Consider the following 15,608-nt stretch of genomic DNA (forward strand, 5'->3'; position numbering starts at 1 on the left):
GGAGGAGGAGAGTGTGAGCAAAGAGACTATTCCGGCTGGACAGTCCATCAGCATCGCTATATTATTTGTCACCGGCGCTTCCCTGTTCCTGGGAACCTCCTCACAGTCCGGTAACAGCAGCTGGATTGCCCAACTGCTGGCGATTCTGCTGGCGCTTCCCCTTATGCTGATCTATGCAAGACTCCATGTCCTGTTTCCAGGCAAGGATCTGTATGACATGCTGATTGAAGTGTTCGGCTCCGTCCTGGGACGGATGCTCTCTTGTCTGTATATCTGGTATGCTTTACATCTGGGAGCGCTGGTGCTGCGCAATTTCGGGGAGTTCAGCAAGACCGTGGCTTTAACCGCAACTCCGATGTTCGCACCCATGCTTATGATTGGACTGCTCTGTATCTGGGTGGTCCACGCCGGCATCGAGGTGCTTGGAAGAAGCGCCAAATTCCTGCTGCTGTTCTCGCTGATTGTAATTGTGATTTTACAACTACTCTCCGTACCCAAGTTTGAATACCATCATCTGAAGCCGCTACTCCATACCAGATTAGACCTTATTCTTGCAGATACAGCCGGATCGTTCACCTTCCCTTTTGCCGAGATTGTAGTCTTCCTTGGCGCGTTCAGCGCCATTCCGGCCAAGGGCTCTGCCAAGCGGGTGCTGGTCAGCAGCACACTGATTGCAGGGAGTATCATTATTATGATTACGCTGCGCAACCTGCTGATTCTTGGCCCTGATATTCTGTCCGGTCTGTACTTCCCCTCTTACGTGGCGGTCAGCCGGATTAATATCGGCGATTTCGTTACCCGGATCGAGGGCTCGGCGGCCATTGTATTTGTTACGGCGCTCTTCGTCAAGGTCAGTCTGTGCCTGTATGTAACCTGCAACGGGGTAGCGAAGGTATTCAAGCTGAGGAGCTACCGGTCTGTAGTGCTGCAGATGGGGCTGATTATGATCTATCTGTCGGATTTCATCTATTCCAATATTATGGAAATGGAGTATTTCGCGTATCACATCTATAAGGTGTATGCCCTTCCTTTCCAGGTGATTATCCCTGTACTGCTGTGGCTTACAGCCGAGCTTATCGCCCGCAAAAGGAGCAGCAGGCAGGAGGTTCCTCCTGAGCAGCAGCCGGAAGGTTCATAAGCGTAGAAGTCTCATCTCCTCAGCCCCGCCCTGCGGGGCTGCCTTGTTTTCAACCTGTGCTGAAGTTAGCTATAATGAGAGGTAAGAGAGCATCTCATAGAACAGGTAGGAAAGGCGTGGATTAAAGATGAGCGTATCCAGCATTGTAATGTCCTCACATTGGGGCAGAGAGGTCAGACATAAGCTTATCGCCCAAGGCTCCAAGGTACTGGCTGTGGTGTTTCCGGGACAGAATTATTCCGCCGAGCGGCCGCTGCTGGATTATGCGGGCAAGCTGGCCCGGGAATACGGCTGTGACCTGCTGCTATTAGAATACGGCTACCAGGCTGCAAGAGTATCCTTCAAGCGCGAAGAGATTGATATTGTTGCCGAGGAATGCAAAATTGCGCTGGCTTCGCTTCCCGACTATGAACAGCTCCTGTTCATCAGCAAGAGTATGGGGACGATTATTGCCGGTAAGGTGGCGTCGGAGCCTGGAATGGGGGAGAAGGTGTCGCAACTGTTTCTTACACCAGTTCCCGAGAGCCTTCCGTTCATCCGGCAGAGCCGGGGCAGTGTGATTTACGGCGGAAGTGACCCGATGTTCACCGGGCAGCATCCCGCCGAGCTTAGCAGCATGAAGCAGGTAAGGGTATACAGGATTGACGATGCCAACCACGCTCTGGAAGTGGATAGCGTCAACGAATCGCTGGCTGTGCTGCTGGTTATTATTAATTTCTATCATGAGTTTTTCCGCGATTCACTATAAAAGGAGATGAGAGTATTTACTCGCGGATCAGTCTGGATTAGCCGGGAGGGCATTGATATGCAGGGGAAGGTAATCGGTCAAGGCAGAACGGCGGAAGTGCTGGAGTACGGGGAAGGAAAGATTCTTAAGCTGTACCGCGATGACGTTCCGGAAGAGTATGTGGACTTAGAATACCGTTTCAGTAAATGGGTCTATGAACAAGGTGTTGCTACTCCGCAGCCCCATGAGCGGGTAGTGGTAGAGGGCAGACCGGGAATTGTGTATCAGCAGATCGCCGGTCCTACCCTGTTACAGCAGATGAACCGGAAGCCGTGGCTGAACTTCAGCGGCTTCAAGCAGATGGCCGGCCTGCACTACAGTCTTCACCAGCTTGAGGGTATGGGCGAAGCTGGAGCGCAGAAAAAGCAGCTGGAACATCAGATCATAGCTGCACCCATGCTTGCGACAGAGGAGAAAACACAGATTCTGTCCCGGCTTGCAGAGCTGCCGGACGGGGAGAAGCTATGCCATGGCGATTTCCACCCGGACAATATCCTGATGGACGATAAGCTGTGGGTCATTGACTGGATGACCGGCGTCCGCGGCAATCCTGCAGCGGATGTTGCACGGTCGGTAATCATGTTCAGTATCGGGGCCTTGCCTGAGCGGGCTTCTATGTTCACTAAGGGGTTCCTGGGGTTTGCCAGGAAGCGGCTGACCGCGCAATATGTCCGCAGTTATCTGAAGCTGTCAGGCATGGCGCTAGCTGATATTAACCCTTGGATACTACCGGTAGCGGCGGCACGGCTGGTAGAAGGCCTTCCGGTTCCCGAGAAGGAACTGCTGGTCCGCGAGATCCGTAGACATCTGAGAGCATAGCGCTGAGGGCAACAGACTGTATAGAGGAGGCGGAAGTGCAGATGAATACATACATTGCCTTGCTGCGCGGCATTAATGTCGGCGGCAATAAAATCATTAAGATGCAAGCACTTACGGCGATGTTCGAAGCGCTTAAGTATGGGAAGGTGCGGACCTATATTCAGAGCGGCAACGTTGTGTTCGAGAGTGAAGAGACCTCCGCTTCTCTGCTCGCCAGGACGATCAGCCAGCGGATTCAGGAGACCTTCGGCTTTGAGGTGCCGGTGATGATCCGTTCTCTGGAGGAGCTGGAGGCGGTCATTGCCGGCAATCCGTTCCCGCAGAGTGAACAGGAAGCCTACAAGCGTCTGTATGTCTCGTTCCTGGCAGCGGAGCCAGCCGCTGAGGCGCTGGAGAAGCTCCGCCCCTATGAGGATGGAACCGATAAGGTGCGGGTGATCGGCAGGGAGCTGTATGCCTTCTATGAAGTGAGTGTAAGCGAGTCGCCGCTGTTCAAGGTGCCGTTCGACAAGCTGCTGGGAACGGCACTTACCGCGCGCAACTGGAACACCCTGAACAAGGTAGCAGCGCTGGCCCGTAAGCCGTAAAGGAAGTAGCAACACTAATAAATACCCCACTTGGATGCATCTCCGAGTGGGGTATTTGTCTAAATATAAGAATTTATATGTTTCACACGATAACTTATCCTTCTATTTCTCGCTGAAACGGTACCGTCCTTTCAAAGGACGGCAATGCCGTTTCCACTTGTGTCCTGTGCTTCCGGCACGTTCAGCAAACATTCAGCGGGCATTCATTACGGGTTAAGGTACGGATGCCATAATACACCTAAGAAATGAACGAATCGGAGTGGATCAAACGATGAAATTACTGAAGAGGCCGGGTACCGATGTTGTCCTGCTAATGATTATGCTGCTGGCAGCCGTCCTGTACGGATACGGAATCTGGAATGACCAATATGCTAATACGTACTATACAACCGCTGTAGGAAGCATGCTGCAGAGCTTTCATAACTTCTTCTTCGCTTCCCTGGATTCTGCAGGGTCAGTAACGGTGGATAAGCCGCCGGTCACCTTCTGGCTGCAGACCTTAAGCGCGCTGGTCTTCGGCCTGCATGGCTGGAGTGTCATCCTGCCGCAGGTGCTCAGCGGTGTAGGCTCGGTACTCTTAGTCTATCTGCTGGTGAAGCCAACCTTCGGACGGGCGGCGGCAAGGCTTGCAGCGCTCGTTATGGCCGCTACTCCGGTAGCAGCGGCGGTAAGCCGCACGAACAATATTGATACGCTGCTGGTGTTCACACTGCTGCTGGCGGCATGGTTTCTCTTCCGAGGCACCCGGACCCACCGGCTGGGCAGCCTGCTGGCTGCCTTCGGGCTCATCGGTGTCGCTTTCAATGAGAAGATGCTGCAGGCTTATATGGTACTTCCGGCCTTTTATCTATTCTATCTCCTGGCAGCCAAGGTGAACTGGAAAAAGAAAACCGGCACCCTTGCAGCCTGCACTGCCGTACTCCTGGCAGTGTCTCTATCCTGGGCGGTAATTGTAGATTCCATTCCGGCGGATAAGAGGCCTTACATCGGTAGCAGTGGCACCAACTCTGTGCTGGGTTTGGCTTTTGGCTATAATGGTGTGTCCCGTCTGACCGGTGACCGCAGCACTGGGGGAGCCGGAAGCGGCGGCTTCGGCGGTGGCGGCATGCCCGGAATGAACGGGGAAATGCCGGACTATAGCGGTGAATTCCCGGCCATGGATGGAGCTGGCGGACGGCGCGGAGAAGGAGAGAAAGGCGGATTCGGCGGGTTCGGAAGCCCGAACGGACGCGGTGGGGTGGGTGGTGGCGGCATGTTCAACACAGGCACTGCCGGTCCGCTGCGGCTGTTCCAGCAGGAGCTGTCCGGCCAGGCGAGCTGGCTGCTGCCGTTCGTGCTGTTTGGCAGCATCGGGATCTTGGCCAGCCTGCGCCGCAGGAGCTTCACCCGGCAGCATAAGGAAGCCCTGTTCTGGCTGGCCTGGCTGGTTCCGGTCATGGGATTCTTCAGCATCGCCGGCTTCTTCCACCAGTATTACCTGATCATGATGGCTCCGCCGGTGGCGGCGCTGGCAGGTGCAGGCTGGTCTCGGCTCTGGAGCTACTATAAGGAGCGGAAGGCCTGGCTGTCCTGGCTGCTGCCCGCAGCCGTGCTGGCTACAACGGTGCTTGAGGTGTACATTATCCGTCCGTATGACGATACCATCGGCAGCGGCTGGTCCTACGGTATTTTGGCAGCAGGTCTTGCAATGACGGTACTGCTGGTGATACTGCGGCTGCTGAAGGCGGTACGCGATAAGTCTTCCTGGCTGCATGCCGCAGCGGTAACGGGGTTGCTAGTGCTACTGATTGGCCCGCTCTATTGGGCGTTCACACCGATTGTCTATGGCAATAATAGCATGACGCCAGCAGCAGGACCTGATAGCGGCAGCTCCTTCAGAATGGGCGCAATGGGTGCAACGGGCAACATGCCTGACATACCCAACATGCCTAACATGGGCGGCATGGGGGGAAGGAATAACGCTGCTGGAATCAATGAGTCTCTGCTGACCTATCTCAAGGAGCATAATACCGGCGAGAAATATCTGTTCGCAGCGATGGATTATGGAACAGCAGGCCCGTATATCATCGACGAAGGAGAGCAGGTCGTCATCCTGAACGGCTTCAATGCGTCAGATACGCCTTATACCCCAGACACCCTGAAGGAGCTTGTAGAGAGCGGGCAGGTGAAGTACTTCCTGGTCACCAACGGCGGCATGGGCGGGATGCGGGGCGGCGGCAGTTCGGAGATTACGGAATGGATTACCGCGAACGGGACGGAGGTTCCGGCCGCAGACTGGCAGGGAACGCAGAACAGCGGCAATGCCGGAACCTTGTACGAGATCACCCTGAACTGACCTGCGGGAGCAGGGGATCAGGAAGCGCGTATATCCGGTCGTGTGCCGGCGCGCTTCCTTACTACTTTTGAGGAGGAGCTGCCCATGAGTGTTCAAGTGCGCTATTCCATTATAATACCGATGTTCAATGAAGAGCCTGTTATTCAGGAGACCTACCGGCGCATCAAAAAAGTAATGGGCATAACAGGCGAGCCCTACGAGCTGATCTTCGTCAATGACGGCAGCACCGACAACTGCGCACAGATGATCGAGGAATACAGCTATTGGGATGAAAGTGTGAAGCTGATCGATCTGTCCCGCAATTTCGGGCATCAGGTTGCTATTACAGCAGGGATGGATTATGCGCTGGGCGATGCGGTTGTGATCATTGACGCGGATCTCCAGGACCCGCCCGAGCTGATTCCGGAGATGATTGCGGAGTGGAAGCAAGGCTACCAGGTCGTGTATGCCAAGCGGATCAAGCTGAACGGAGAGTCCCTGTTCAAAAAGTGGACGGCCAGCTTATTTTACCGGGTGCTGCGTTATTCGACAGATATCTCCATTCCGGTGGATACCGGCGATTTCCGCCTGATGGACCGCAGGGTCTGCGACGAGCTGAAGCGTCTGCCCGAGAAGAACCGCTTCGTGCGCGGTCTGGTCAGCTGGGTCGGATTCCGCCAGAAGGCGATAGAATACGAGCGGGAGGAGCGGCTGGCCGGAGAGACCAAATATCCGTTCAGACGGATGCTGAAGCTGTCGCTGGACGGCATTACCTCCTTCTCTTATAAGCCGCTGAAGCTGGCGGGCGTGCTTGGAGCGCTGCTGTCCGCATCCGGTTTTCTGTACCTGATGTACGTACTGTATCTGGTGCTCTTTACAGACGCAGCCGTGAAGGGATGGGCATCGATGATCGGAATCACCTTGACCTTCAACGGGTTCGTACTGCTCATGCTGGGTATTCTCGGGGAGTATGTCGGACGGATCTATGATGAATCGAAGGGCCGTCCCCTCTACATCGTTCAGGAATTCTACAATGGCAGGCCGCAGCAGAGCGCACAGGAGCAGAGAGTCGCCAGTCTCAACAAATAACATTATTCCTTCTGCACAAAAAGAACCGCCTCTCCTCCAAAAGGAAAGGCGGTTCTTCTGTAGTATTTGCTAAGCCTTCAGCAAATCGTGATCGACATACCGTGCGCCGTTCAGCTCACTGATGATGTTGACGGCCACCTTGGCGCCGTCCCCGGCAGTGATAATCGCGTGAACACTCATTCCGGCCGCAGTTCCAGCAGCCCAGATTCCGTCGATGTTGGTTCTGCCTTCCGGTGTGGCGGCAATGACCGTCTTGATTCTTGGCTCCGTGCCCTCCTTGGTTGTTACCCCGGCTGCGGCAGCCAGATCCGTCAGAACACCTGTCGCCAGCACAACATGCATAGCTTCATAAGTAGCTCCGTTCTCCGTCCCGATGACGAAGCCCTCACCGCCTGATTCCAGCGAGGTGGCCTGTCCGGCAACCAGCTCGGCCCCGAACTTCACGGCCTGCTTATGTCCGGTTTCTACCAGATCAGGTCCGCCGATCTCGCTAATCCCGTAATAATTCTCATACCAGCCTCTGCGGGTCATACCTTTGTCGTTGTCAATCAGCAGTGTTTTTTTGCCGGCCTTGGCAGCGAACAGGGCGGCGCTTGCACCGGCAGGACCGGCACCGATAATGGCGATTTCGTACATGAGATAACCTCCTAAAAGTTTTGGTAGATACTCTTCATTGATTCACTTCGCAAAACTGGCTTCGAAAGCATGTGCTTAAGTTTTGATAGCATAAACCTCGTTGAATCACATCGCAAAACTCGCTTCGTTTCTGCTAACTATTATATCGCTATTTACAGCTCATTGGCTAATCTGGCGAACAAGGAAGCGAGACCTTGAAGGCAGCGCCCTCACCCGGGGTGCTGGAGACCGTAACTTCTCCCTGATGTGCCTCGGCAATGGACCTCGTAATCGATAATCCTAGCCCGGAGCCGCCGTATTTGCGTGTGCGGGAGGAATCGCTGCGGTAGAACCGGTCGAAGACATACGGGAGATGCTCCGCAGAGATGCCGGAGCCGTTATCCTTCACGGTCAGCTTTGCCAGTTCTCCCAGTTCTCCCCCAGCATGCAGCGATATATGGATGATGCCCTTGGCCGCATCGGTATGCTGAACCGCATTGTGGAATAGATTAAGAAGGACCTGTCTGATCTGGTCAGGATCAACCAGGCACCGGATGCCGCAGGCTAGATCGAAGACGACCTGCCGCTCTCCGGCCAGTACCCGGAGCTGCGGCTGCATATCGTCGATCAGCTCGCCCAGCAGTACCTGCTTGACCCGCAGCCGGGGGGCGCCGTCCATCCGGGCGAGCAGAAGCAGGTCCTCCACCAGCTTGTTAATCCGCTTGGCTTCACCATGCATGCTGTTCAGCGCGCTGTACAACTGCTCCCGGTTATCGGCGGCTCCGCGCAGCAGCACCTCCAGGAAGCCGTAGATGGACGTCAGCGGCGTCCGCAGCTCATGGGAAGCATCGGCGGCGAACCGGCGCATCTGCTCCTTCGCCTCCCGCTCATTCTTGAACGAAATCTCCAGCCGCTCCAGCATGCCGTTGAAGGACTGGGCGAGCTGGTCGATCTCAAGCTGGCCCTGCTCCTCAGGGAACCGCACATTAAGATTGCCGGCATCGATGATCTGGGCCGAACGCCCCATGTTGGATAAGGGGACCAGCGTCTTGCGCAGCGCAGGCAAATACAGCAGCAGCCCGGCGAGCAGAGCCGCTACCGACAATGCGCCGAAGATAAGCAGCTGCTGCAGGATGACATCCCTCAGCGGTCCTGTCTCCACCGTCATCTGCAGGAGCATCCGGGCAGCACCGGGTCTGCCCAGATTCATGAAGACCGCCAGATGCTCGCTGCCATCCCCGGCTGTAATCAGCTGGTAATCCCCGCCCCGCTTGTCCGGGGGGAGCATCAGCAGCCGGTTATAGGCCTCACTGCTCATTCTAGGTGCAGGCGAAGCGGATAGGGTCTCGTCCTGCAAATCCCTGAAGCTGCCGTCCTGGCTGTAGATAGCGAGGGTAGTATGGGCGTCCAGCAGCAGAGGACGGCGGTCTCCACCCGGCCGTCTGCTGCCTGTACTATTGAAGATTTCATACGGCACGGAGCGTATCTGGGTCTCCATCGCCTCCGCCCGGTTGCTGTATATGAAATTCCGCATGAGTACATACTGGAGTGTGCCGATCAGAATAAGCAAGCCCGAGAGAATGAGCAGCGAGGCGGCGAGCAGCTGCTTGCGCAGGGAACGCGGAGCATGGAATCTGCCCGTGAGCCTCCGGGTCCGGGCCGTCATAACAGATCCACACGGTACCCTGCCCCGCGCAGGGTGCGGATAATCCGGTGCTCCTTATCACCGAGCTTCTCCCGGAGGGAGCGGATATAGACCTCCACAATATTCTCCTCTCCGCCGAAATCATAGCCCCATACCTTGTCGAGAATCATCGGCTTGCTCAGGACCAGCCCGTGGTTAATCACCAGATACTGCAGCAGCTCATACTCCGTCGGAGACAGCTCCAGCACCTCCTCCTTATGGCGGATCTCTTTGCGGCGGCCGTCAATCCGGAAGGGGCCGCAGCGCACCTCGCCGAGCAGGCCGGGGAACTGGTTGCGCAGCCGTGCCTGAATCCGGGCCAGCAGCTCATCGAAGCTGAACGGCTTCACCATATAATCATCTGCGCCCAGAGACAGGCCCGTCACGCGGTCGTCCACTTCATCCTTAGCGGTCAGCATGATGATCGCCACCTCCGCTTCCTCGGCACGGAGGGACCGGCAGACCTCGAAGCCGTCCATGCCGGGCATCATGACGTCGAGGATGACCACATGCGGCCTGAAGTCAGCCGTCGCAGCCAGGGCTTCGGCCCCATCTGCGGCCGTCTGTACCTCAAAGCCTTCGTTGATCAGGCCCAGCTCGAGGAACTGGAGGATATGAGGCTCATCATCCACCAGGAGCAATCGGACACCTTGTGCTGCTTTCATTAGAAGTTCCTCCATATTAAGTAAATTTAATATTATAGTATGTCCATAGTATGAAGTCTCAGGTTGAAGGTTTGCTGAAAATAGGTCTTTGGAGCCAAGGCTTCGATTCATTCGTGCTGATTGCGGTTAATCATAATGGTTAATCTAATTATAGAGATATTTTACGTCATTAAGTATGAAATATAGTTAGAAATAAGGCGGGCAATAAAGGGTTTTGACGGCGGGTATAGAACACTATTAGAATAAAGGATAGAATATATCCCGATCAGCAGTTTTCCTCCCCGTATCACCCGTATTCATCCTGTCTCTGCATTTCTTTTGGGCTACATCTTTTCACAACACTTCTTTTTAGGGTATTTACTTAGGTCTACACTTCACAGCTTCATTCATTCAACCTAATTTATTACATGTTTCACTACCCATAAGTCAAGGAGGCTCTTCCATGAAGAAAAAAGAGATGGTAGCCATGCTGTTGGCGGGAGGCCAAGGGAAAAGATTAAAAAGTTTGACCAAATCGATTGCCAAACCGGCTGTTTATTTCGGAGGAACCTACCGCATCATCGACTTCCCCCTAAGTAATTGCTCGAATTCGGGCATTGATACCGTGGGTGTGCTGACACAATATGAACCGCTGGTGCTACATTCGTATATCGGAGTCGGCAGCGACTGGGATCTGAACCGCAAGGATGGCGGCGTATTTGTATTGCCTCCGCATGAACGGGAGAATGGAAGCAGCTGGTACCGGGGAACGGCGGATGCCATTTACCGCAATCTCAAGTTTGTGGATCAGTTCGATCCGGAGCATGTGTTAATTCTGTCGGGAGACCATATTTACAAGATGGATTATCATGCCATGCTGCAATATCACAAATCCAAGAACGCGGACTGCACCATCTCGGTCATTGACGTTCCACTGGAGGAAGCGAGCCGCTTCGGCATACTGAATACGGAAGATGATCTGAAGATCTACGAGTTCGATGAGAAGCCAGCCCAGCCTAAGAGCACACTTGCTTCAATGGGTGTATATATTTTCAAATGGGATGTTCTGCGCAAGCATCTGCTGGAGGACGGAGAGAACGCCGGCTCCTCACATGACTTCGGCAAGGATATTATTCCGATGATGCTGGGTGAAGGCCAATCCCTCTATGCTTATCCATTCGAAGGCTACTGGAGAGATGTGGGTACGGTAGACAGTCTGTGGGAAGCGAATATGGATCTTCTGAGCGATACGCCTCCCTTGAACCTGAATGATACCGGCTGGAGAATCTTCACCCGTAATCCGAATCAGCCTGCACAATATGTGGCGCCGGGAGCCAAGGTATCGAGCTGCATCATTAATGAGGGCTGCATCGTGCATGGCGAGGTGAGGCACTCCGTCCTCTTTTACGGGGTTGAAGTGGGCGAAGGCAGTGTCATCACCGACTCTGTCATTATGCCCAAGGTGAAGATCGGCAAGAACGTGAGAATTCACAAAGCCATCATCAGTCAGAACACGGTCATTGAGGATAATATGGAAATCGGCGCCGACCGGGAGAATGAGGATGAAATTCTGCTGATCGACAAACGAAGCAAGAAGCTCAAATCTGTAGCAGCCAAAACCATATAACCACAAGAGGACGGGGGATTCCGATGAAAGAGCTTATGGGCGTAATTAATCTTGATCATGAATTGGATAATTTAAATGAACTGACCTATTTCCGCTGCGGGGCAGCGGTCCCCTTCGCCAGCCGTTACCGGCTGATAGATTTCGTCTTATCCAACATGATGCGTGCAGAGCTGGAGAGCGTGGGACTGTTCGTCCGCCGCAAATACCGGTCGCTGATGGATCATCTCGGTGACGGCAAATCGTGGGATATGAACCGTAAGCACGGCGGACTGTTCATCCTGCCGCCGGACTGGAATGACCCTACGGACACCTCCCTGGGAGACCTGCAGCATTATCATAACAATCTGGATTTCTTCAAAAGGGCTTCGGCCAAATACATCGTTTTCTCCGGCAGCCAGCACATTAACACGGTGGATCTGCAGGACCTCTATCAGTATCACCTGGAGCAGGGCGCGGATGTAACGATGGTCTACAAGCAGATTGACGAGCTTCAGCCGGAGCATGATCCGTGTCTGCGGGTCGAGCTTAATGAAGACAACCTCGTTACGAATATTCACCATGAGAAGCATCATCCGAATGTGTATCTGGACATCTTCATTATGGAGAAGAAGCTGTTCCTGGAGCAGGTGGAGCATTGCATTGCCCATGGCGAGAGCTATTTCTTCCGCGATGCCATTCAGAAGAACCGCCACAAATTCAAAATCTCCGCCTATGAATATAAGGGTTACCATGCCGTTATCAATTCGCTGGAGAGTTACTATAAGAACAGTCTGGAGCTGCTGAAGCAGGAGAATTACTTTGGCCTGTTCAAAGAGAATCCGGTGCAGACCAAGATTAAATACGAGGCGCCTACCCGTTATCTGGATAGTGCGTCGGTCAGCAACTCGCTGGTGGCCAACGGTTGTATAATCGCCGGGACGGTGGAGAACAGCGTCATTTTCCGGGGCGTGCAGATTCGTAAGGGTGCGAGGATTATTAACTCTGTTATTATGCAGAAATGCGTGATTGAGGAGAATGCCGTGATCGAGAATGTGATCATGGACAAAGATGTGCATCTCAGCAAAGACCGGATACTCGTTGGAGACAGCAGGCGTCCATTTGTCATAGCCAAGAGCAGCAAGATATAATATCTGGATCAGGGGAAATGTTCCACTTCGGGGCATTTCTTCTGATCCAGTGTTGTAATAGGCACTAATTTCTACAAATACAAGTATCTGTTAGGAGGAACCTGCCGTTGTTCAACGATAAAGAGACTTTCAAGCAAGTGTTCCGTGAGAAACTCATCGGGAAATTAGGCAAGCCGCTTGAGGAAGCTTCCAATGCTGATATTTATAATATTCTCGGCAACATGATCCGTGAGAGTGCCGGTAAGGACTGGGCTGCCACTAATCAGAAGTTCAAGATCGACAAGGATAAGCAGGTGTATTATTTCTCCATGGAGTTCCTGATCGGCAGGCTGCTGGGCAATAACCTGCTGAATATGGGCGTGCTGGAGGTTGTCCGCGAGGGACTCGCGGATCTGGGGTTCTGTCTGCAGGATATCGAAGAGGTAGAAGCGGATGCCGGTCTGGGCAACGGGGGGCTGGGCCGTCTGGCTGCCTGCTTCCTGGATTCGCTCGCTTCCCTGCAATATGCAGGACACGGCTGCGGCATCCGTTATAAATACGGCCTGTTCGAGCAGAAGATTGTAGACGGCTATCAGGTAGAGCTGCCAGACTATTGGCTGCAGAATGATAATGTGTGGGAAGTGCGCCGCGAAGACAAGCAGGTAGAGGTGCGGTTCTGGGGACAGGTGGATACCCGCTGGGAGAACAATGAACTTGTATTTGAACACAAGGATTATGAAGCGGTACGGGCGGTTCCTTATGATATCCCGGTCATCGGTGCAGACCGCAGACATGTGAATACACTGCGCAACTGGAGCGCCGAGTCGATCACCCAGCCTTCGAGAGTCTTCGGCGCTCTGGGCGGTTCGGATTATCACAAGTTCCTGGAATACAAGCGGTCCGTGGAATCCATCTCGGAATTCCTGTATCCCGATGATTCCCAGTACGAAGGCAAGCTGCTTCGGCTGAAGCAGCAATATTTCTTGTGCAGTGCCGGTCTGCAGAGCATTATACGGACCTTCGCTAAGACGGGCGTGCCGATTGAGAACCTGCCGGACAAGGTTGCCCTGCATATCAATGATACACATCCTACGCTGTTGATCCCGGAGCTGATGCGCATCCTGATGGATGTCTATAATCTGGGCTGGGATCAGGCTTGGGATATGACGACCCGTATGGTGTCGTATACGAATCATACCATTCTGAGCGAGGCACTGGAGAAGTGGCCGATCGGCATGGTCAGAGAGCTGCTTCCGCGCATCTTCCTGATTATTGAGGAGATTAACGCCCGCTTCTGTGGCGAGCTGATGAGCAAATATCCCGGAGACCAGGACCGGATCAATCAGATGGCGATCATCCATGATGATCAGGTGCGGATGGCGCATCTGGCGATTGTTGCCAGCCACAGTGTGAACGGTGTAGCGGCACTGCATACGGAGATTCTGCAGAAGCGTGAGATGCGCCTGTTCAATGAGATGTATCCGCACCGCTTCAATAACAAGACCAACGGCATCACACACCGCCGCTGGCTGCAGCATGCCAATCCTGAGCTTGCCGGACTGATCAGCGAATCCATCGGCACCCGCTGGATGCATCAGCCCCAGGAGATGATCGGGCTGATCAAGTACAGCGAGGACGCCTCCTTCCAGGAGCAGGTGGCCGCCATCAAACGCCGCAACAAGCTGCATCTGGCGGAGTATATTACCAGTAAGCACGGCATTCAGGTAGACCCGGACTCGATCTTCGACGTTCAGGTGAAGCGCCTGCATGCCTACAAGCGCCAGTTGCTGAATGTACTTCATATTATGCATCTGTATAATCAGATCAAAGATAATCCTTCGATTAATATCGTCCCGCGTACCTTCATCTTCGGTGCCAAGGCTGCTCCAAGCTACCATCTGGCCAAGCGGATCATTAAGCTGATCAATACAGTGGCTGATGTAGTGAACAAAGATCCGGACATTAACGGGAAGATCCGTATCTTCTTCCTGGAGAATTATTCGGTATCCTTGGCGGAGAAGATTATTCCGGCCGCCGATGTTAGCGAGCAGATCTCCACGGCGAGCAAGGAAGCTTCCGGTACCGGCAATATGAAGTTCATGATGAACGGTGCGCTGACGATCGGAACCATGGACGGGGCTAACGTGGAGATGCATGAGATGGTAGGAGACAATAATATGTTCCTGTTCGGCCTCCGGGCAGAGCAAGTACTTGATTATTACCAGTACGGCGGATACCACGCCCGCGATATCTATAATGGCGACGGTAGGGTAAAAGAAGTCTTGGATCAGCTAATCGTCCCAGGCCCCTTCTGCTCCCATGCCCAGGAGTTCGATACGCTCTTCCAGTCACTGATTGACAACAATGACGAATTCTTCGTGCTTAAGGATTTCGCCAGCTATGTGGAGACCCATGTCAAGATTGACTTGGCTTACCGGAATCAGAAGGAGTGGCTGAAGAAGTCCATTATCAATATCGGCCATTCCGGCAAATTCTCCAGCGACAATACGATTAGCCGCTACGCCTCCGAGATCTGGCATATCAATCCGGTCCGGCTGTAACGCCGCAGCTCCGGACGGTATAATCTGAGCAGCAAAAAAGCCGCCCCATCCAGGAATCATTCCTGCGGTGGGGCGGCTTCTTTCCGGTTCTTGCCTTATTTACTGCTGATGAGGAAGGATGCCCTTACAGCACCTCGGATACCATGGCTGCGAACCGTTCAAGGAAGCGGCGCTCCTCGTCGTCGAAGCGGTGCTTGAGCGGGCTGTCGATATCCAGTACGCCATAGAGGGTGTCCCCTTTGACCAGCGGAACGACAATCTCACTATTGGAGGCAGCATCACAGGCAATATGCCCCGGGAAGGCATGAACATCGCCGACCACTAGCGTGCGGCGCTCAGCGGCTGCGGTTCCGCAGACGCCGCGGCCCAGCGGAATCCGGATGCAGGCCGGAAGTCCCTGGAAGGGGCCGAGCACCAGCTCTTTGCCGTCATACAAGTAGAAACCGGTCCAGTTGGTGTCCGGTAGAGAGAGCTTTAACAGCGCCGAAGCGTTGGCCAAGTTGGCAATGGCGTTCGGTTCACCCTCCATCAGTGCCCCGAGCTGGCTTAGAACGGCTTCGAACCGTTCGCTGCGAGTGCCATCATAAGGCATGGCTTGAAACATGAAGCATCACCTTCCTGTACCTTGAGTCAGTAT

The 15,608-nt window shown here is 54.0% G+C and carries 13 protein-coding genes; 9 read left to right on the forward strand and 4 right to left on the reverse strand.

All coding sequences use genetic code 11. The features are described 5' to 3' along the window. Positions 1-13 precede the first annotated feature (13 nt). The 6 genes from NST43_RS01200 to NST43_RS01225 all read left to right on the forward strand — a co-directional run bounded on the left by NST43_RS01200 (position 14) and on the right by NST43_RS01225 (position 6,734). The gene (locus NST43_RS01200) at positions 14-1,138 is read left to right on the forward strand and encodes an endospore germination permease (RefSeq protein ID WP_339222004.1); all 1,125 of its coding nucleotides are present in this window, start codon (positions 14-16) and stop codon (positions 1,136-1,138) included. 127 nt (positions 1,139-1,265) lie between these two features. After that, the gene (locus NST43_RS01205) at positions 1,266-1,886 is read left to right on the forward strand and encodes a hypothetical protein (protein ID WP_339222006.1); all 621 of its coding nucleotides are present in this window, start codon (positions 1,266-1,268) and stop codon (positions 1,884-1,886) included. A gap of 57 nt (positions 1,887-1,943) precedes the next feature. Beyond that, positions 1,944-2,744 (forward strand): aminoglycoside phosphotransferase family protein, encoded by an 801-nt coding sequence (locus tag NST43_RS01210; RefSeq protein ID WP_339222008.1) that lies wholly within the window; start codon positions 1,944-1,946, stop codon positions 2,742-2,744. Positions 2,745-2,785: 41 nt separating this feature from the next. Beyond that, complete coding sequence (locus tag NST43_RS01215; RefSeq protein WP_339222010.1) at positions 2,786-3,331, forward strand: DUF1697 domain-containing protein; 546 nt, start codon at positions 2,786-2,788, stop codon at positions 3,329-3,331. Between the two features lie 271 nt (positions 3,332-3,602). Continuing rightward, positions 3,603-5,666, forward strand: coding sequence for a glycosyltransferase family 39 protein (locus tag NST43_RS01220; RefSeq protein WP_339222011.1), 2,064 nt, complete (start codon positions 3,603-3,605; stop codon positions 5,664-5,666). Positions 5,667-5,750: 84 nt separating this feature from the next. Then, positions 5,751-6,734 carry a glycosyltransferase family 2 protein gene (locus NST43_RS01225; protein WP_339222012.1) on the forward strand — a complete coding sequence of 328 codons (984 nt, stop codon included), beginning with the start codon at positions 5,751-5,753 and terminating at the stop codon, positions 6,732-6,734. A gap of 69 nt (positions 6,735-6,803) precedes the next feature. Here NST43_RS01225 and NST43_RS01230 read toward each other — a convergent pair whose 3' ends face one another. The 3 genes from NST43_RS01230 to NST43_RS01240 form a co-directional block, all read right to left on the reverse strand. Further along, complete coding sequence (locus NST43_RS01230) at positions 6,804-7,370, reverse strand: FAD-dependent oxidoreductase (protein WP_339222014.1); 567 nt, start codon at positions 7,368-7,370, stop codon at positions 6,804-6,806. 166 nt (positions 7,371-7,536) lie between these two features. Beyond that, the gene (locus tag NST43_RS01235) at positions 7,537-9,015 is read right to left on the reverse strand and encodes a HAMP domain-containing sensor histidine kinase (RefSeq protein ID WP_339222016.1); all 1,479 of its coding nucleotides are present in this window, start codon (positions 9,013-9,015) and stop codon (positions 7,537-7,539) included. Further along, entirely contained in the window at positions 9,012-9,698 is a 687-nt protein-coding gene (locus NST43_RS01240) for a response regulator transcription factor (RefSeq protein ID WP_339222018.1), read from the reverse strand. The genes NST43_RS01235 and NST43_RS01240 overlap by 4 nt, the downstream gene beginning before the upstream one ends. Before the next feature lie 442 nt (positions 9,699-10,140). Between NST43_RS01240 and NST43_RS01245 the strand changes: the two genes are divergently transcribed. The 3 genes from NST43_RS01245 (at position 10,141) to NST43_RS01255 (ending at position 14,971) form a co-directional block, all read left to right on the forward strand. Further along, complete coding sequence (locus NST43_RS01245; RefSeq protein WP_339222019.1) at positions 10,141-11,304, forward strand: glucose-1-phosphate adenylyltransferase; 1,164 nt, start codon at positions 10,141-10,143, stop codon at positions 11,302-11,304. A gap of 23 nt (positions 11,305-11,327) precedes the next feature. Further along, positions 11,328-12,431, forward strand: coding sequence for a glucose-1-phosphate adenylyltransferase subunit GlgD (glgD, locus tag NST43_RS01250; RefSeq protein ID WP_209993705.1), 1,104 nt, complete (start codon positions 11,328-11,330; stop codon positions 12,429-12,431). 107 nt (positions 12,432-12,538) lie between these two features. Continuing rightward, positions 12,539-14,971 (forward strand): glycogen/starch/alpha-glucan phosphorylase, encoded by a 2,433-nt coding sequence (locus NST43_RS01255; protein ID WP_339222020.1) that lies wholly within the window; start codon positions 12,539-12,541, stop codon positions 14,969-14,971. Positions 14,972-15,095: 124 nt separating this feature from the next. Here the strand turns inward: NST43_RS01255 and NST43_RS01260 are convergent, their stop codons facing one another. Beyond that, positions 15,096-15,575, reverse strand: coding sequence for a GAF domain-containing protein (locus tag NST43_RS01260; protein ID WP_339222022.1), 480 nt, complete (start codon positions 15,573-15,575; stop codon positions 15,096-15,098). Positions 15,576-15,608 lie beyond the last annotated feature (33 nt).

It is taken from the genome of Paenibacillus sp. FSL H8-0332 (assembly GCF_037963835.1).
In the GTDB taxonomy this organism is placed as follows: domain Bacteria; phylum Bacillota; class Bacilli; order Paenibacillales; family Paenibacillaceae; genus Paenibacillus_AQ; species Paenibacillus_AQ rhizoplanae.